Source organism: Escherichia sp. E14S1 (assembly GCF_004211995.1).
In the GTDB taxonomy this organism is placed as follows: domain Bacteria; phylum Pseudomonadota; class Gammaproteobacteria; order Enterobacterales; family Enterobacteriaceae; genus Escherichia.
Map to the genome: position 1 here is coordinate 13,487 of NZ_RHJQ01000015.1, position 16,366 is coordinate 29,852.

Here is a 16,366-nt window from a genome sequence, read left to right on the forward strand (position 1 = left end):
AACCTGTTTGAATTGGTACGACAGGTTAGCAAACTTTGATACGCTGAACCCCTGTTTTGATCAACTCGCGGCGAACAATTCACGTTTTTTGGCGAAAAATGTGCTGTTGGTCAAGGTTCCGGAAAGTGAAAGCTTGTAATCATGATTTCCGGTAAAAATGGGAAATGACAAAATTGGTAGAACAAATTAGATGTTCACCGCCAAAAAATCACAACCTGTCAGACAACTTCTTCGCCATAATGCATAGTGCTGGTTCGATTTCGCCCGTCTTTTTTCGAGCGATAAAGACAAGTATCGGCTTCTACCATCAGTTTGTTGAAATCATCGATTAACGTACGAAATGTTGCACTCCCACTTCCGACACCAATGCTAACCGTCAAATAAAGCGTTTTTTGTTGCCAGATAAACGGTTGCATTTCTACGCCTTTACGGATTTTTTCCGCCATCAGCAGACCATCCACTGGATTCACTGAAGGCACTGCAACAGCAAATTCTTCGCCGCCCATCCGCGCCACCAGCCCTTTATCACCAACTATCTTCTGTATATGCCGGGCAAACACGCTTAAAACTTTATCGCCACATTCATGACCATAGTTGTCGTTTATGCTTTTGAAATAGTCGATATCAAGCAGCATCACCGTCAGATGTTGTGTCTGTTGTAGTGACGGATTTTTTAATGCCTCAAAAAGACCTGAGCGCGAGTAAACCTGGGTGAGAAAATCAAAATCGGCACGCAGAGAAACTTGCTTAACCAGCGAGTTAATTGCCGCCACGCTAAAGGAAACCATGATTGGGCAAATTGCCATGGTAGCAATCCCCAGACGAGCGGAGAACATTTGTGGGATAGAGAACGGCGAACCGACGGCGATATCTATCACCGAATTTGCCACCAGCACGATCTCCACCGCGCCCGTCAAAAAAGTCAGCAAACACGTTACCTGCGGGGTATAGCGTACCGCACACCAGATCAATGCAGGCAATGGGAACGCCAGACTCCCCGCACCGCCAATAACTACCGAGGCAATGACCGATACAATGAGCGCAATAAACGGCATCATCTGTTCTGCTTTAAAGCGTGGCAACGCCCTGGGGATCGCCAGCGTCAACATACACGGAACAATTAACACGCCCGTCGAAAACTGTTCGCTAAACCAGTCAGCAAGTAAGGGCCAGAAATCCAGACTATCAATACTTACTGAACCAACCGCCCCGACAATTGCGCATAATAATGCGGCTATAAGGCAATAATTAAACAAGCGTAAGGCACTTACTGGCTCATACTTATTTTTCCCCAGTCGCTTATCCCTCAGCACTAACCGAGCCACGGTCACAATAAACATCATATTGGACAAGTTGATGACCAGTGAAACTAAACCCCATTCGGTAGTCATCGCATCATAAGCCATCATTGCCACGTAACTGATTGCATAGTAATGCAGCCGATTGAGCCAGACATACCGGGCAAAAACCCCTGCCATCACACCATTCAGCGGCCAGAAGAGAGAGAGTTCATGAACCAGACGTAACTCTGCACCAACAAAATAGAACAGCGTGGTTAGCGCAAAAATCGCGATGCTATTACGTAGCAAATGGCCTTCCAGGAACAAATGGAAAGTTGAGATGGGGAGTACACGCATTAATTATCTGTCCATACAATTGCAGGCTGCAATTATTTTAACGCAATAAGTAAATTCTCATAAAGAATAGCATGTTCACTGGCAGCGGTGACAAATAAAGATATTAATCCGATACGGCTTTGTCGAAATCTGACATTCTTATGGCTGATTCATCTGAATAACCAGCCAGTGGTAGATAACCGTCACAATATAACGTTGTTGTTCCTCACTTAACGAAACACCCTGCGGAATGTTGTGCCACTTAGCCAGACAGCCGCGACAACATGTTGCTGTAGCATGCTGGGCAATAAACACCGGATGCCCGCGCATGGGAGTTTGCTTGCCATCGTTCGCAGGTAAGGCCGGGGCAAGACGTTTAGCGACAAAATCCGCCGCATGTTGTTCGATAACCGGCGCGCCCTTCTCCAGACAATACTGACGCTCCTTCACACCTAAACGAAAGCGGGAGCGAAATTTTGAACGGGATAAACGCGCGAAGAGTGGATCAAGAGACTGCATTAGTAAACCGAGCGTCCTAATTGTTTCGTCAATTGTTCAAGTACTGCAATACCGGCAAGAGAGTTACCTGCGTCATCCAGTTCCGGACTCCAGACCGCAATGGCCATTTCATGTGGGACGATCGCCACAATACCGCCACCAACGCCAGATTTCGCCGGAAGTCCCACCCGCCAGGCAAACTCGCCCGCGTTCTGGTACATACCACTGGTTGCCATCAGCGCGTTAATTTGTCGCGCCTGCATTGGCGTTACCACCGGCTCATCGATATGAATAGCCTTCCCCTGATTTGCCAGAAAGACAAACGTTCGGGCCAGCTCAACGCAGCTCATTTTTAGTGCACAGTAGTGAAAGTAGTTTTGCAGTACTGTTGTCACATCATGATGGAAATTGCCAAACGACTTCATCAGCCAGGCTATCGCCGCATTTCTCGCAGAATGCTCGAACTCTGAACGCGCTACCACCGTATCGTAGGCAATATCAGACACGCCGCTTAGTCTACGCACCACTTCCAGCATACGTTGCCGTGGGGCGCTTAATCGCCCTTGCAACATGTCGCAGACCACCAACGCACCGGCATTAATAAAAGGATTTCGTGGAATACCCTGCTCCATTTCCAGTTGCACCAGGGAATTGAATGGCGATCCCGACGGATCTTTGCCCACACGTTGCCAAATCTCTTCTTCGGAGTAATGACGCATTGCAACAACGAGGCTGAGCACTTTGGAAATAGACTGAATTGAAAAACGCTCTTGCGCGTCTCCGGCCTGAAAAAGCTGCCCGTCAACGGTACAGATAGCAATGCCCAGTCGGGAACCCTCTACCGTTGCCAGTGCCGGAATATAATCCGCGACTTTCCCCTGACCAATTAGCGGACGTACTTGCCGCAAAATGTTTTCTAAAATTGCATTATCCATGGCGACTGCCACTCTCTGCTCCTTGCTCGCAGGTCTGAAAAGACCTGCGAGTATAACAGAGCTAAATATGTGACGTCAGATCCGGTCTTTCCATACTGTCTGGATATTACAGAACTCATGTAACCCAAAATGGGAAAGTTCACGACCAAAGCCGCTCTTCTTCACACCGCCAAACGCTACCCGTGCATCACTGGCGCTGAAACCATTGATAAACACCCCTCCACATTCCAGACGTGCTGCCATTTGTTTCGCCTGTGCTTCATCAGAGGTAATAATGGTTGCAGAAAGTCCAAACTCGCTGTCATTAGCCAGTTTAAGCGCATGTTCAGCATCTTTCGCAATGGTGATTGCCGCGACGGGTCCAAACAATTCTTCACGAAACGCGGTCATTTCTGGCGTGACGTCTGCCAGAACCGTTGCCGGATAGTAGTTTCCTGCGCCTGCTACCTTTTCCCCTCCGAGTAACAGACGGGCGCCCTGTGCCAGTGATTTTTCAACCTGATGATGTAGCTCATCTCGCAAATCGAAACGCGCCATCGGTCCGAGGTCGTTTTCCTCATGACTCGGATCGCCCATTTTCAACGCCGATACCGCCGCCACAAAACGTTCGGTAAATGCAGAGGCAATCCCCTCTTCGAGGATAAAGCGTTTTGCTGCTGCACAAACCTGCCCGGTATTCTGATAACGTCCGGCAACCGCGGCTTTCACGGCCAGGTCCAGATCGGCATCGTTAAGCACAATAAACGGGTCGGAACCGCCCAGTTCAAGCACACATTTTTTCAGCGCCGCCCCAGCCTGCGCGCCAATGGCTGCTCCCGCACGGACACTTCCGGTGACGGTAACCGCAGCAATGCGCGGGTCTTTAACCATCTGGCTTACACCGTCATTGTCGGCATTCAACCAGCCATATACGCCTTGTGGGATACCTGCATCGTTAAAGACCTGAGCAATTAACTGTGCACAGCCCATCACATTTGGCGCATGCTTAAGCAAATAACCGTTACCTGCCAGGATAATGGGAACAGCCCCTCGCATCACCTGCCATAACGGAAAGTTCCACGGCATAATCGCCAGGATCGTCCCCATAGGACGATATTCAATAACCGCTTGATGTTCTACCTGCGTAGGTTCGCTCTTCAGCATTGCCGGACCATGCTCTGCATACCAGTCGCACAAGTTTGCCGATTTCGCCACTTCGGCACGCGCCTGTTTGATCGGTTTCCCCATTTCTCGAGTGATCATTTGCGCCATCTCTTCGCTACGGGCGCGCAAAGCCTTACCGAGATCACGCAGTTTTTCTGCGCGATAATCTACGTTTGTTACGCGCCAGTCGCGAAAGCCTGCCGCCGCGAGCCGAAGTGCGTGTTCAATATCGTCAGCGCCAGCCCACGGCAGTGCAGAAAGTTGTTCGCCATTGGCTGGATTTATTGAAATAGCATGGGTAAGCGGAGTAATGGTCATCCGGGTATCTCCTTCGTGAGTTATGGTGTGAAGATACGCAGATTTACTCTTTCGTGAAAATGAATAATATTAAGTCACTTGTTCACGAATTGAGAATGCTATGGATCTGACCCAACTGGAGATGTTTAACGCCGTTGCCGAGGCTGGCAGCATTACCCAGGCGGCAGCAAAAGTGCATCGTGTGCCATCTAACCTGACTACCCGTATCCGCCAGCTGGAAACAGAACTCGGCGTTGAACTGTTTATTCGCGAGAATCAGCGTTTACGTCTCTCGCCTGCCGGGCATAACTTTTTACGCTATAGCCAACAAATTCTCGCGTTAGTGGATGAAGCGCGGAGCGTTGTCGCTGGCGATGAGCCACAAGGCTTGTTTTCTCTCGGTTCGCTGGAAAGCACCGCAGCGGTACGCATCCCAGCTACACTGGCAGAATTTAACCGTCGTTATCCTAAAATTCAGTTTTCCCTTTCCACTGGCCCTTCCGGAACTATGCTGGACGGTGTACTTGAGGGAAAACTGAATGCGGCATTTATTGATGGTCCGATTAACCATACAGCCATTGACGGGATGCCGGTGTACCGCGAGGAGTTGATGATCGTTACGCCGCAAGGACATACTCCCGTTACCCGCGCCAGTCAGGTTAATGGTTGTAATATCTATGCCTTCCGCGCTAACTGCTCGTATCGCCGCCACTTTGAGAGCTGGTTTCATGCCGACGGCGCAGCGCCGGGGACAATTCATGAGATGGAGTCATATCACGGTATGCTGGCCTGTGTAATCGCCGGAGCGGGAATTGCGCTTATTCCTCGCTCCATGCTGGAAAGTATGCCGGGGCATCATCAGGTAGAAGCCTGGCCATTAGGTGAGCAATGGCGTTGGTTAACGACATGGCTGGTCTGGCGTCGTGGCGCGAAGACTCGTCAGCTTGAGGCGTTTATTGAACTGCTTGACACATCGCTGGAACAGCATGAAGCGGCAAAATGAGATGTGGATCACAAAGTCATTGTATTCACATCATTAACCGTTTTAAGATCATTTCATCACCTTTTCGCAACTCACCCGATAATCTGTTATGACAACAAACACTGTTTCCCGCAAAGTGGCGTGGCTACGGGTAGTTACGCTGGCAGTAGCCGCCTTCATCTTCAATACTACCGAATTTGTCCCTGTTGGCCTGCTTTCTGACATTGCGCAAAGTTTTCACATGCAAACTGCTCAGGTCGGCATCATGTTGACCATTTATGCATGGGTAGTAGCGCTAATGTCATTGCCTTTTATGCTAATGACCAGTCAGGTTGAACGCCGCAAATTGCTGATCTGCCTGTTTGTGGTGTTTATTGCCAGCCATGTGCTGTCATTTTTATCGTGGAGCTTTACCGTTCTGGTGATCAGCCGAATCGGCGTTGCTTTCGCACATGCTATTTTCTGGTCGATAACGGCGTCTCTGGCGATTCGCATGGCGCCAGCAGGTAAACGAGCGCAGGCGTTGAGTTTAATCGCTACCGGTACAGCACTGGCAATGGTATTAGGTTTACCCATTGGTCGAATTGTGGGGCAATATTTCGGCTGGCGAACGACGTTTTTTGCCATTGGTATTGGAGCGCTTATCACCCTGCTATACCTGATTAAGTTACTTCCATTACTCCCCAGCGAGCATTCCGGGTCGTTGAAAAGTCTTCCGCAGCTGTTCCGCCGCCCGGCATTGATGAGCATATATTTGTTGACGGTAGTGGTGGTTACCGCGCATTACACGGCATACAGCTATATTGAGCCTTTTGTGCAAAACGTAGCTGGGTTCAGTGCCAATTTTGCTACAGCATTGCTGTTAATGCTCGGAGGCGCAGGCATTATTGGTAGCGTGATTTTCGGCAAACTCGGCAATCAGTATGCGTCTACGCTGGTGAGTGCGGCAATTGCGTTATTGCTGGTGTGCCTGGCGTTACTGTTACCTGCGGCGAACAGTGAGATGCACCTCGGCGTACTGAGCGTTTTCTGGGGGATTGCGATGATGATCATCGGCCTTGGGATGCAGGTAAAAGTGCTGGCGCTGGCACCGGATGCTACCGACGTTGCGATGGCGCTATTTTCGGGGATATTCAATATTGGTATCGGCGCCGGGGCGCTGGTGGGTAATCAGGTGAGTCTTCACTGGTCGATGTCGATGATTGGCTATGTTGGCGCGGTGCCTGCTCTCGCTGCGTTAATATGGTCAATCGTCATATTCCGCCGCTGGCCAGTGAAACTCGAGGAACAGACACAATAGTTGAAAGGCCCATTCGGGCCTTTTTTAATGGTACGTTTTAATGATTTCCAGGATGCCGTTAATAATAAACTGCACTCCCATACACACCAGTAAGAAGCCCATCAGGCGGGAGATCGCTTCAATTCCCCCCTTGCCCACCAGCCGCATAATTGCGCCAGAGCTACGTAGGCTTCCCCACAAAATGACCGCAACCAGAAAAAAGATCAGCGGCGGCGCAACCATCAGTACCCAGTCTGCGAAGGTTGAACTCTGACGTACTGTGGACGCCGAACTGATGATCATCGCAATGGTCCCCGGTCCAGCGGTACTTGGCATTGCCAGTGGAACAAAGGCGATGTTGGCACTGGGTTCATCTTCCAGCTCTTCGGATTTGCTTTTCGCCTCCGGTGAGTCAATCGCTTTTTGCTGGGGGAAGAGCATACGGAAACCAATAAAAGCGACAATTAAGCCGCCAGCAATACGCAGACCGGGAATCGAAATCCCGAATGTGTCCATCACCAGTTGTCCGGCATAGTACGCCACCATCAAGATGGCAAAAACATATACCGAGGCCATTAATGACTGACGATTACGTTCGGCGGTGTTCATGTTACCCGCAAGCCCGAGAAACAACGCTACGGTAGTTAACGGGTTAGCTAACGGCAATAACACCACCAGCCCCAAGCCTATCGCTTTAAACAAATCTAACATTGGTGGTTGTCATCCTGTGTCGCTAGTTACCTGCGAAAAGTATAAAGGGTAAACAAGGAGAAAGTTTCACTCTTTAACTAATCTTGCAGCACACTGCGCAATACTTGAACCGATTTAGCAAATCGTGGCATCGAGGGATTCATTCGTTTGACTTATACTTGCCTGGGCAATATTATCCCCTGCAACTAATTACTTGCCAGGGCAACCATTGTGAAAAGCACCAGCGACCTGTTCAATGAAATCATCCCATTAGGTCGCTTAATCCATATGGTTAATCAGAAGAAAGACCGTCTGCTTAACGATTATCTGTCACCGCTCGATATCACCGCGGCACAGTTTAAAGTGCTCTGCTCTATCCGCTGCGCAGCATGCATTACTCCCGTTGAGCTGAAAAAAGTCCTTTCGGTTGACCTTGGCGCGCTGACCCGCATGTTGGATCGCCTGGTTTGCAAAGGCTGGATTGAGCGGTTGCCGAACCCGAATGACAAGCGCGGCGTGTTGGTGAAACTCACCAGCAGTGGCGCGGCAATATGTGAACAATGCCATCAATTAGTTGGCCAGGACCTGCATCAAGAATTAACAAAAAACCTGACGGCGGACGAAGTGGCAACGCTTGAGCATTTGCTTAAGAAAGTCCTGCCGTAAACAAAAAAAGAGGTATGACGATGTCCAGACGCAATACTGACGCTATTACCATTCATAGCATTTTGGACTGGATCGAGGACAACCTGGAATCACCACTGTCACTGGAAAAAGTGTCAGAGCGTTCAGGTTATTCCAAATGGCACCTGCAACGGATGTTTAAAAAAGAAACCGGCCATTCATTAGGTCAATACATCCGCAGCCGTAAGATGACAGAAATCGCGCAAAAGCTGAAAGAAAGCAACGAGCCAATCCTCTATCTGGCAGAACGTTATGGTTTCGAGTCACAGCAAACGCTGACTCGCACCTTCAAAAATTACTTTGATGTTCCGCCACATAAATATCGGATGACCAATATGCAGTGCGAGTCGCGGTATTTGCATCCATTGAACCATTACAACAGTTAATAAAAATGTGACAACGTCACAGAGGCAATCATGAAACCACTTTTATCCGCAATGGTAACCGCGCTTATTCTCTTTTCCGCGCAGAGCTTTGCGGAGCAAACCTCGCAACCGGTCGTTACTTCCTGTGGCGATGTGGTGATTGTTCCCCCATCGCAGGAACAACCACCGTTCGATTTAAATCACATGGGTACAGGCAGTGACAAATCGGATGCGCTGGGCGTGCCCTATTATAACCAACACGCCATGTAGTTTATTCAGGCCCCGGCATATCGGGGCTTGTTAGCCTCTCACCTTCACCGCTTTACGCCACTGCAAACCAAACACATTGATATACAGTCCGGTCATAATAAGCACGGTCCCTAAGAATTGCAGACCTGTTAGGCGTTCATCCAGCAGTAACGCTGCACTTGCCAGACCGACTACCGGCACCAGTAATGATAATGGTGCGACACGCCATGTCTCATAGCGTCCAAGCAGCGTACCCCAGATCCCGTAACCAACTATCGTCGCCACAAATGCCAGATACATCAACGCCAGAATGGTGGTCATGTCGATAGTGACCAGACTGTGAATCATTTTTTCGGCGCCATCGAGAATGAGCGAGGCGACAAAAAACGGGATTATCGGGATTAATGCGCTCCAGACGACCAGAGACATCACTGCCGGACGGGATGAATGAGACATGATCTTTTTATTGAAGATATTGCCACTCGCCCAACTAAATGCCGCCGCCAGGGTCAAAATAAAACCGAGCATCGCCACATGCTGACCGTTAAAGCTATCTTCGATTAACACCAGTACACCAAAAATCGCTAACGCAATCCCCGCCAGTTGCTTACCGTGCAGCCGTTCGCCAAAAGTAAAAGCACCGAGCACGATAGTAAAAAACGCCTGAGCCTGTAAGACCAGCGAGGCTAGCCCTGCCGGCATACCGAAGTTAATGGCGCAAAAGAGAAAGGCAAACTGCGCAAAACTGATGGTTAAACCATACCCCAGCAGTAAATTCAGCGGTACTTTTGGTCGCGCCACGAAAAAGATTGCCGGGAAGGCGACCAGCATAAAGCGTAAACCGGCCAGCATTAGCGGTGGCATGTTATGGAGCCCCACTTTGATGACCACAAAATTAAGCCCCCATACAACGACGACTAATAGCGCCAACAACCCATCTTTCCGCGACATTTTTCCGCCTCTGAATTTTCATTTTTTGTCAGCAATCAACTTAGCTGAATTTACTTTTCTTTAACAGTTCATTCGTTAATCACCGTTTACCACGGCATTAATGGCAAATAAGTCGCTATACTTCGGATTTTTGCCATGCTATTTCTTTACATCTCAAAAACAAAACATAACGAAATGCATTGTCGGACAGCCAAATGAACTTATCTCTGAGACACTCTACTTGCGCCCTTCTCGCCTCGTCGTTGTTATTAACTATCGGACGCGGTGCCACGCTGCCATTTATGACTATTTACTTGAGTCGCCAGTACAGTCTGGGTGTCGATCTCATTGGTTATGCGATGACAATTGCGCTCACTATTGGTGTCGTTTTTAGCCTCGGTTTTGGTATCCTGGCGGATAAGTTCGACAAGAAACGCTATATGTTACTGGCAATTACGGCCTTCGCCAGCGGTTTTATTGCCATTCCACTGGTGGACAGCGTCACACTGGTGGTGCTTTTTTTCGCACTCATCAACTGCGCCTATTCCGTTTTTGCCACTGTATTGAAAGCCTGGTTTGCCGACAATCTTTCATCCACCAGCAAAACGAAGATCTTCTCGATCAACTACACCATGCTCAATATTGGCTGGACCGTCGGCCCGCCACTCGGCACGCTGTTGGTCATGCAGAGCATCAATCTGCCCTTTTGGCTTGCAGCTATCTGCTCTGCGTTTCCCATGGTTTTCATTAAAATTTGGGTAAAGCGCAGCGAGAAAATCATCGCCACAGAAACAGGCAGCGTCTGGTCGCCAAAGGTTTTGTTACGGGATAAAGCGCTGCTGTGGTTCACCTGCTCTGCCTTTCTGGCTTCTTTCGTGAGCGGTGCCTTTGCCTCTTGTATCTCGCAATATGTGATGGTCATAGCGGATAGTGGTTTTGCAGAAAAAGTGGTCGCAGTGGTTCTGCCTGTTAATGCCGCGATGGTGGTTACGTTGCAGTATTCCGTTGGGCGGCGTATTAACCCGACCAACATACGCGCGCTGATGACGGTAGGCACACTCTGTTTTGTGGTCGGTCTGGTCGGTTTTATTTTTTCCGGAAACAGCCTGCTATTGTGGGGAATTTCAGCCGCGGTATTTACTGTTGGTGAAATTATTTATGCTCCCGGTGAGTATATGTTGATTGACCATATTGCGCCGCCAGGAATGAAAGCCAGCTATTTTTCCGCCCAGTCATTAGGCTGGCTGGGGGCAGCGGTAAATCCATTAGTGAGTGGTGTTGTACTTACCACTCTCCCGTCTTCTTCGCTGTTTATCATTCTGGCGTTAGTCATCATTGCCGCGTGGGCGCTGATGTTAAAAGGTATTAACGCCAGACCCCAGGGGCAGCCAGCACTCTGTTGACATTCGTGCCGTGCCACTACTGGCACGGCTTTGCTAATCATTATTCTGAGGCAAAGGCATAGCCTTCATCTTCCCAACCGGTTATCCCGCCGAGCATGATTTTAACCGGCTTTCCGAGTCGAGCCAGTTTGAGTGCCGCACGGTCTGCACCATTACAATGTGGCCCCGCGCAATACACCACAAATAGCGTATCGTCCGGCCATTCGGCCATTCTTTCTGCGGTCATTTGCTTATGGGGTAAATGGAGAGCGCCTGGGATATGCCGACGAGCGAAGTCCTCTTCACGACCAACCACATGAAGTAAAACGAAATCATCGCCAATATAAGCCAGAGAGTCATGAACATCGGCACAATCTGTTTCGACACTCAAGCGCGCGAGAAAATGCGCCTCAGCAACTTCTGGCTTCGCTGTGGTAAATTCAGTGACATAACGCATAGTGCTTTTTCCTTTTGGTTTGTTGTGTTAACAATAATGTAACCAATCTACTTTTCACTGACCGCCTCCCGATATGCCAGAAAAGAGCAAAATGATGACAACGTTACAACGCCCGCTGGTCGTTGCACTGGCTTATGACGGGCTATGTACTTTCGAATTTGGCGTAGCCGTTGAAATATTCGGCCTGCCACGACCGGAACTGGGCGATAACTGGTATCGTTTTGCCGTTGCTGCGGTAGAGCCTGGTGCGCTGCAAGCCACCGGGGGGATCCACGTGGTGGCAGATGGAGGGCTGGAATTATTGCCCAACGCCGATATGGTTATTATTCCTGGCTGGCGTGGAATAGATGCAAAAGTGCCAGAGATGCTATGTCAGTCATTGCGCGAAGCACACCAGCGCGGTACCCGCCTGGTATCGATATGCTCTGGCGTGTTTGTCCTTGCCGCTGCGGGCCTTCTTCACCAGCGAAAAGCGACCACCCACTGGCGCTACACTGAACAACTCCAGCACCGTTACCCTTCAATCAGCGTAAGTGACAATGTGTTATATCAGGATGAAGGACAAGTGATGACCTCCGCCGGAAGCGCCGCGGGGATCGATCTGTGTTTACATATCGTGCGCAAAGATTTTGGCCATGAGATTGCTAATAATGTCGCCCGACGGCTGGTCATACAGCCACATCGCCAGGGGGATCAACCACAAAATCTGACGCGCCCAATGGCCTCACCGCGTGAAAGTCAGACGTTAGGTGCATTATTCGACTTTTTGCAGCAGAATCTGGCACAAACACATACTGTGTCTTCCCTCGCCGAGCGGGTAAATATGAGTCCGCGCACTTTTTTGAGACGTTTTGAGGCCTTAACCGGCATGACGCCCGCCCGCTGGCTGCTCAATGAGCGCTTAATACGAGTTCAGGATTATCTGCAAAATTCGGCTTTTAACATCGATAAAATTGCCGAGCTGACGGGTTTTGGCAATTCAGCGTTATTGCGTCATCACTTTCACCAACGTTTTTTATTATCCCCTTCGCAATATCGTAAAAACAGCCATTCCCCATCACAATAACTGCCTGATTCAGCCTTTGTTTAGGTAATCTCTGCTAATATCTTTCTCATTGAGATGAAAATTAAGGTAAGCGAGGAAACACACCACACAATAAACGGAGGAAAATAATGTTGGGTAATATGAATGTTTTTATAGCTGTTCTGGGAATAATTTTATTTTCTGGCTTTCTGGCCGCATATTTCAGCTACAAATGGGATGACTAATGAACGGAGATAATCCCTCACCTAACCGGCCCCTTGTTACAGTTGTGTGCAAGGGGCCTGATTTTCTGACGGCAAAAAAAACCGCCAGTAAACCGGCGGTGAATGCTTGCATGGATCGATTTGTGTTTTGCTTTTACGCTATCAGGCATTTCTCTGCGCTGGTAACGGTTCTTTGACACAGTAGCATTATTTTTCTCAATGAATGTTAAACAGAGCTTAAACTCGGGCTATCACACTCTGCTCGTCAATAAACATGCAGCGATTTCTTCCGCTCTGCTTGCCTTCGTACATTGCTCTGTCTGCCCTTCCAATTACCACATCCAGCGGTTCTTCAGGAAACGCGCGGCTCACGCCAGCGGTCACTGTTATTGGGATATGTCCGCCAGGATGCGCTATGGCATGGTTATCGACTAACTGACAAATACGTACCCCAGCACGACACGCCTCAGCATCATTTTGCGCTTTGATGATAATAATAAACTCTTCACCACCATAGCGATAAACCGTATCATAGTCACGCGTCCAACCGGCTAAGTAAGTCGCCAGGGTTCGTAATACCACATCACCGATTAAATGTCCGTAGGTATCATTAACCAGTTTAAATCGGTCTATATCCAGCAGCATTAAATAAAGATTTAATGGTTCAGCATTACGTAATTGATGCTCAAAGGATTCATCAAGTACCCGACGGCCAGGTAATCCCGTCAATACATCCATATTGCTACGAATAGTCAGCAAATAAATTTTGTAATCTGTTAATGCTGCGGTAAAAGAAAGCAACCCTTCCTGAAATTCGTCAAAATGAACTTCCTGCCAGCGATTTTCGACAATAGCCAGCATTAATTCCCGGCCACAGTTATGCATATGCTGATGGGTAGAATCTATTATCCGAACGTAGGGTAATTCATCACTATCGAGTGGTCCATGATGATCAAGCCACCGACCAAACTGGCACAGTTCATAAGAATGGTTATCCGTAATTTCTGGCTGACTGGTATCCCTCGCTACCACGCTATGAAACATACTCACCAGCCACTGGTAATGGGCATCGATAGCCTTATTGAGATCTAACAAGATAGCATCGATTTCCGTTGTCTTCTTGATCATTGCCACTCCTTTTTCACAATTCCTTGTGCGCTCTATTATAACGAGAGAAAAGAAAATTTATGTCAACAATTCCATAGAAAAAACATTAATTAATGGATAAAAATATAACGGCGTGATTTAAAACAAAATAAACAGAAAAAAGTGATTAAATCTGTCAGAACACGTTAAATTCAAGCCAGAAGATATAATACCGATCATGCCAAAGAGAAGAAGGTAATGGCCTGAAAGATTAGGGCTTTTGGCAGTATTATAAATCCAATTATTTCTGCAAATGTACGCAGATCCCGGATAACTAAAAAAGAAATGAACAGCATATTATAATATAGCACCGGACTGGATGTAGCCCGGTGCTATATGGGGGAATTATACGTTCAAGCCGCGATGTTGCAGCATCGGTGTAATCTGTGGTGCCTTACCTCGCCACTGGCGATACAAACGTTCTAAATCTTCGCTATTACCTTTGGAAAGGATAGCGTCGCGAAAACGTTGCCCATTTTTACGCGTTAAACCGCCTTCCTCGACAAACCATTGATAACCATCGTCTGCCAGCATTTGCGTCCACAGATACGCGTAGTAACCCGCCGCATATCCGCCACCAAAAATGTGAGCGAAATAACTGCTGCGATAACGCGGCGGTACAGCGGGAAGATCCATGTTTTCCGCCGCCAGCGCCCGAAGTTCGAAATCGTCCACGTCGTGGCGTGCTTCATTCTCCTCCAGACAATGCCAGCGCATATCAAGAAGTGCTGCGCTAAGTAACTCGCTCATCTCGTAGCCCTTATTAAACAGGCTGGCATTGCGCATTTTCTGTTGTAACTCTTCCGGCATGGTTTCTCCGGTTTGGTAATGCCTCGCATAGCGAGAGAATACCTGCGGATTTGTCGCCCAGTGTTCGTTTATTTGTGAAGGGAACTCGACGAAATCACGCGGCGTGTTGGTGCCAGAAAACGTCGCATAACGTTGGCTGGCAAACAGGCCGTGCAGCGTATGCCCAAATTCATGGAATAAGGTTATAACATCGTCCCACAATAACAATGCAGGTTCGCCTGTCGCTGGTTTCTGATAATTGCAAACATTGTAAATAACGGGACGTGTTTCATTGAGCGTGGATTGCTCAACAAAATTCCCCATCCACGCGCCGCCGCTTTTGGAATCACGGGCAAAGAAATCACCGTAAAATAGCGCAAGCCCGACTCCATTATGGTCAAATATTTCCCATACGCGCACATCCGGGTGATAGACAGGTATATCAAAGCGCTCGACAAATTTAATGCCGAAAAGCTGGTTGGCAGTCCAGAATACTCCCTCATTCAACACCGTGTTCAATTCGAAATAAGGTTTGAGCTGCGCCTCATCGAGACAGAATTTCTCGCGTCTTACCTGCTCAGCATAAAATGCCCAGTCCCACGGCTGGACGCTAAATCCGCCTTGCTGCTTTTCGATAACCGCCTGAATAGACGACAGTTCATCGTCTGCTCGCTTACGCGCGGCCGGGACAATTTCACGCATGAAGTTAAGTGCTGCTTCGGGGGTTTTTGCCATCTGGTCGGCGATTTTCCACGCAGCATAATGAGGGAAACCAAGCAGTTTCGCCTGCTGCGCGCGGATCTCCACCAGCCGTTGAATAATGGCACGGGTATCGTTAGCGTCATTTTTTTCTGCCCGCGTCCAGCCCGCAGTAAACAGTTTTTCACGCGTCGCGCGATCGCGCAGTTCGGCAAGCGCCGGTTGCTGGGTGGTATTCAGTAGTGGGATAAGCCACTTGTTATCCAGACCTTTCTCGCGCGCTGCATCCGCCGCCAGGGCAATATCTTGCTCACTCATCCCCGCCAGTTGCTCAATATCGTCAACCACCAGCCCACCGGATTTGTTCGCCGCTAATAACCGCTGGTTAAACTGACTGATGAGGGTCGCAGCCTCTGTATTCAGCACTTTTAATTTTGCCTTATCGGCCTCTGCAAGTCTGGCCCCGGCAAGAACAAAACGTTGATGAATCACCTCGACCAGTCGAATGGATTCGCTATCAAGACTCAGAGATTCACGGCGCTGCCAGATGGCATCGACCCGAGCGAACAATTCGCCGTTCAGGTAAATGTCATTAGCCAGTTCCGCAAGTTCTGCCGAGAATTGTTCATCAAGACGCTGTAATTCATCGTTGGTATGCGCCGAGGTCATAGCGAAGAAGACGCTGGTTACACGTGTGAGTAATTCCCCGCTCTTTTCAAGAGCCAGAATAGTGTTAGTAAAATCGGGCGTCTGCGGGTTTAACGCTATCGCTTCTATCTCAGCCCGCTTTTGCCGCATCCCCTCGTCGAATGCCGGGCGATAGTGATGATTTGCAATCTGATCAAAATGGGGCGCCATATAAGGCAGCGTGCTCTGCGTAAGAAAAGGATTCGTCGTTGACATTTTCTACTCCTGAAAACGAGGTGTTCCATAGCGTAGGCTTACTGATAACGGAGTGCAATGTTGCAAACCAGTAT

17 protein-coding genes and 1 pseudogene are annotated in these 16,366 nt (G+C 48.8%); 9 read left to right on the top strand and 9 right to left on the bottom strand.

Features of this window, described 5'->3' with window-relative positions; genetic code table 11:
• Nucleotides 1-218: 218 nt before the first annotated feature.
• From D9734_RS17420 to sad, 4 genes are all read right to left on the bottom strand, one after another.
• Nucleotides 219-1,637, bottom strand: coding sequence for a diguanylate cyclase (locus D9734_RS17420; RefSeq protein WP_130209245.1), 1,419 nt, complete (start codon nucleotides 1,635-1,637; stop codon nucleotides 219-221).
• Between the two features lie 138 nt (nucleotides 1,638-1,775).
• The gene (locus D9734_RS17425) at nucleotides 1,776-2,135 is read right to left on the bottom strand and encodes a DUF4186 domain-containing protein (RefSeq protein ID WP_001191034.1); all 360 of its coding nucleotides are present in this window, start codon (nucleotides 2,133-2,135) and stop codon (nucleotides 1,776-1,778) included.
• A complete protein-coding gene (gene glsB / locus D9734_RS17430) occupies nucleotides 2,135-3,061 on the bottom strand; it encodes a glutaminase B (protein ID WP_130209246.1) in 927 nt (308 codons plus the stop codon). The genes D9734_RS17425 and glsB overlap by 1 nt, the downstream gene beginning before the upstream one ends.
• A 63-nt stretch (nucleotides 3,062-3,124) precedes the next feature.
• Nucleotides 3,125-4,510, bottom strand: a complete 1,386-nt coding sequence (sad, locus tag D9734_RS17435) for a succinate-semialdehyde dehydrogenase (protein WP_130209247.1) — start codon at nucleotides 4,508-4,510, stop codon at nucleotides 3,125-3,127.
• A gap of 100 nt (nucleotides 4,511-4,610) precedes the next feature.
• Between sad and D9734_RS17440 the strand changes: the two genes are divergently transcribed.
• Nucleotides 4,611-5,492, top strand: coding sequence for a LysR family transcriptional regulator (locus tag D9734_RS17440; RefSeq protein ID WP_130209248.1), 882 nt, complete (start codon nucleotides 4,611-4,613; stop codon nucleotides 5,490-5,492).
• Nucleotides 5,493-5,580: 88 nt separating this feature from the next.
• Nucleotides 5,581-6,771 carry an L-arabinose MFS transporter gene (ydeA, locus tag D9734_RS17445; protein WP_130209249.1) on the top strand — a complete coding sequence of 397 codons (1,191 nt, stop codon included), beginning with the start codon at nucleotides 5,581-5,583 and terminating at the stop codon, nucleotides 6,769-6,771.
• A gap of 24 nt (nucleotides 6,772-6,795) precedes the next feature.
• Here the strand turns inward: ydeA and marC are convergent, their stop codons facing one another.
• Complete coding sequence (gene marC, locus D9734_RS17450) at nucleotides 6,796-7,461, bottom strand: NAAT family transporter MarC (protein ID WP_130209251.1); 666 nt, start codon at nucleotides 7,459-7,461, stop codon at nucleotides 6,796-6,798.
• Between the two features lie 210 nt (nucleotides 7,462-7,671).
• On the opposite strand from marC, the gene marR reads away from it, so the two are divergent.
• Genes marR through marB form a run of 3 tightly spaced genes read left to right on the top strand, consistent with a single transcriptional unit; the run spans nucleotide 7,672 to nucleotide 8,759 of the window.
• The gene (gene marR / locus D9734_RS17455; protein ID WP_130209253.1) at nucleotides 7,672-8,106 is read left to right on the top strand and encodes a multiple antibiotic resistance transcriptional regulator MarR; all 435 of its coding nucleotides are present in this window, start codon (nucleotides 7,672-7,674) and stop codon (nucleotides 8,104-8,106) included.
• 20 nt (nucleotides 8,107-8,126) lie between these two features.
• Entirely contained in the window at nucleotides 8,127-8,510 is a 384-nt protein-coding gene (marA, locus tag D9734_RS17460; protein ID WP_130209255.1) for an MDR efflux pump AcrAB transcriptional activator MarA, read from the top strand.
• A 30-nt stretch (nucleotides 8,511-8,540) separates the two neighbouring features.
• On the top strand, nucleotides 8,541-8,759 hold the full coding sequence (gene marB, locus D9734_RS17465) for a multiple antibiotic resistance protein MarB (RefSeq protein WP_130209257.1): 219 nt from the start codon (nucleotides 8,541-8,543) through the stop codon (nucleotides 8,757-8,759).
• Between the two features lie 30 nt (nucleotides 8,760-8,789).
• Here the strand turns inward: marB and eamA are convergent, their stop codons facing one another.
• The gene (gene eamA / locus D9734_RS17470) at nucleotides 8,790-9,689 is read right to left on the bottom strand and encodes an O-acetylserine/cysteine exporter (RefSeq protein ID WP_130209259.1); all 900 of its coding nucleotides are present in this window, start codon (nucleotides 9,687-9,689) and stop codon (nucleotides 8,790-8,792) included.
• A 194-nt stretch (nucleotides 9,690-9,883) separates the two neighbouring features.
• On the opposite strand from eamA, the gene ydeE reads away from it, so the two are divergent.
• On the top strand, nucleotides 9,884-11,071 hold the full coding sequence (gene ydeE, locus D9734_RS17475; RefSeq protein WP_130209261.1) for an efflux MFS transporter YdeE: 1,188 nt from the start codon (nucleotides 9,884-9,886) through the stop codon (nucleotides 11,069-11,071).
• Nucleotides 11,072-11,111: 40 nt separating this feature from the next.
• On the opposite strand, the gene D9734_RS17480 is transcribed toward ydeE, so the two are convergent.
• Nucleotides 11,112-11,507: a rhodanese-like domain-containing protein gene (locus tag D9734_RS17480; RefSeq protein WP_001271101.1), complete on the bottom strand. Its 396-nt coding sequence runs from the start codon at nucleotides 11,505-11,507 to the stop codon at nucleotides 11,112-11,114.
• Nucleotides 11,508-11,601: 94 nt separating this feature from the next.
• Here D9734_RS17480 and ftrA point away from each other — a divergent pair, with 94 nt between their 5' ends.
• From ftrA to D9734_RS23570, 3 genes and pseudogenes are all read left to right on the top strand, one after another.
• Nucleotides 11,602-12,573 (top strand): transcriptional regulator FtrA, encoded by a 972-nt coding sequence (gene ftrA, locus D9734_RS17485; RefSeq protein ID WP_130209365.1) that lies wholly within the window; start codon nucleotides 11,602-11,604, stop codon nucleotides 12,571-12,573.
• Between the two features lie 107 nt (nucleotides 12,574-12,680).
• Nucleotides 12,681-12,776: a protein MgtS gene (gene mgtS / locus D9734_RS17490; protein WP_064529968.1), complete on the top strand. Its 96-nt coding sequence runs from the start codon at nucleotides 12,681-12,683 to the stop codon at nucleotides 12,774-12,776.
• Nucleotides 12,776-12,878, top strand: a pseudogene (locus D9734_RS23570) (hypothetical protein). Before mgtS ends, D9734_RS23570 begins: the two are co-directional and overlap by 1 nt.
• Nucleotides 12,879-12,992: 114 nt before the next feature.
• Here D9734_RS23570 and D9734_RS17495 read toward each other — a convergent pair.
• Both D9734_RS17495 and dcp read right to left on the bottom strand, forming a co-directional pair.
• The gene (locus tag D9734_RS17495) at nucleotides 12,993-13,883 is read right to left on the bottom strand and encodes a diguanylate cyclase (protein ID WP_130209263.1); all 891 of its coding nucleotides are present in this window, start codon (nucleotides 13,881-13,883) and stop codon (nucleotides 12,993-12,995) included.
• 363 nt (nucleotides 13,884-14,246) lie between these two features.
• The gene (dcp, locus tag D9734_RS17500) at nucleotides 14,247-16,292 is read right to left on the bottom strand and encodes a peptidyl-dipeptidase Dcp (protein WP_130209265.1); all 2,046 of its coding nucleotides are present in this window, start codon (nucleotides 16,290-16,292) and stop codon (nucleotides 14,247-14,249) included.
• Nucleotides 16,293-16,366 lie beyond the last annotated feature (74 nt).

Bases quoted from the DNA above. Each gene is read 5' to 3' on its own strand.
- D9734_RS17420 (WP_130209245.1), bottom strand. From the start codon at position 1,637: ATGCGTGTACTCCCCATCTCAACTTTCCATTTGTTCCTGGAAGGCCAT.
- D9734_RS17425 (WP_001191034.1), bottom strand. From the start codon at position 2,135: ATGCAGTCTCTTGATCCACTCTTCGCGCGTTTATCCCGTTCAAAATTT.
- sad (WP_130209247.1), bottom strand. From the start codon at position 4,510: ATGACCATTACTCCGCTTACCCATGCTATTTCAATAAATCCAGCCAAT.
- D9734_RS17440 (WP_130209248.1), top strand. From the start codon at position 4,611: ATGGATCTGACCCAACTGGAGATGTTTAACGCCGTTGCCGAGGCTGGC.
- ydeA (WP_130209249.1), top strand. From the start codon at position 5,581: ATGACAACAAACACTGTTTCCCGCAAAGTGGCGTGGCTACGGGTAGTT.
- marC (WP_130209251.1), bottom strand. From the start codon at position 7,461: ATGTTAGATTTGTTTAAAGCGATAGGCTTGGGGCTGGTGGTGTTATTG.
- marA (WP_130209255.1), top strand. From the start codon at position 8,127: ATGTCCAGACGCAATACTGACGCTATTACCATTCATAGCATTTTGGAC.
- marB (WP_130209257.1), top strand. From the start codon at position 8,541: ATGAAACCACTTTTATCCGCAATGGTAACCGCGCTTATTCTCTTTTCC.
- eamA (WP_130209259.1), bottom strand. From the start codon at position 9,689: ATGTCGCGGAAAGATGGGTTGTTGGCGCTATTAGTCGTCGTTGTATGG.
- ydeE (WP_130209261.1), top strand. From the start codon at position 9,884: ATGAACTTATCTCTGAGACACTCTACTTGCGCCCTTCTCGCCTCGTCG.
- D9734_RS17480 (WP_001271101.1), bottom strand. From the start codon at position 11,507: ATGCGTTATGTCACTGAATTTACCACAGCGAAGCCAGAAGTTGCTGAG.
- ftrA (WP_130209365.1), top strand. From the start codon at position 11,602: ATGACAACGTTACAACGCCCGCTGGTCGTTGCACTGGCTTATGACGGG.
- mgtS (WP_064529968.1), top strand. From the start codon at position 12,681: ATGTTGGGTAATATGAATGTTTTTATAGCTGTTCTGGGAATAATTTTA.
- D9734_RS17495 (WP_130209263.1), bottom strand. From the start codon at position 13,883: ATGATCAAGAAGACAACGGAAATCGATGCTATCTTGTTAGATCTCAAT.
- dcp (WP_130209265.1), bottom strand. From the start codon at position 16,292: ATGTCAACGACGAATCCTTTTCTTACGCAGAGCACGCTGCCTTATATG.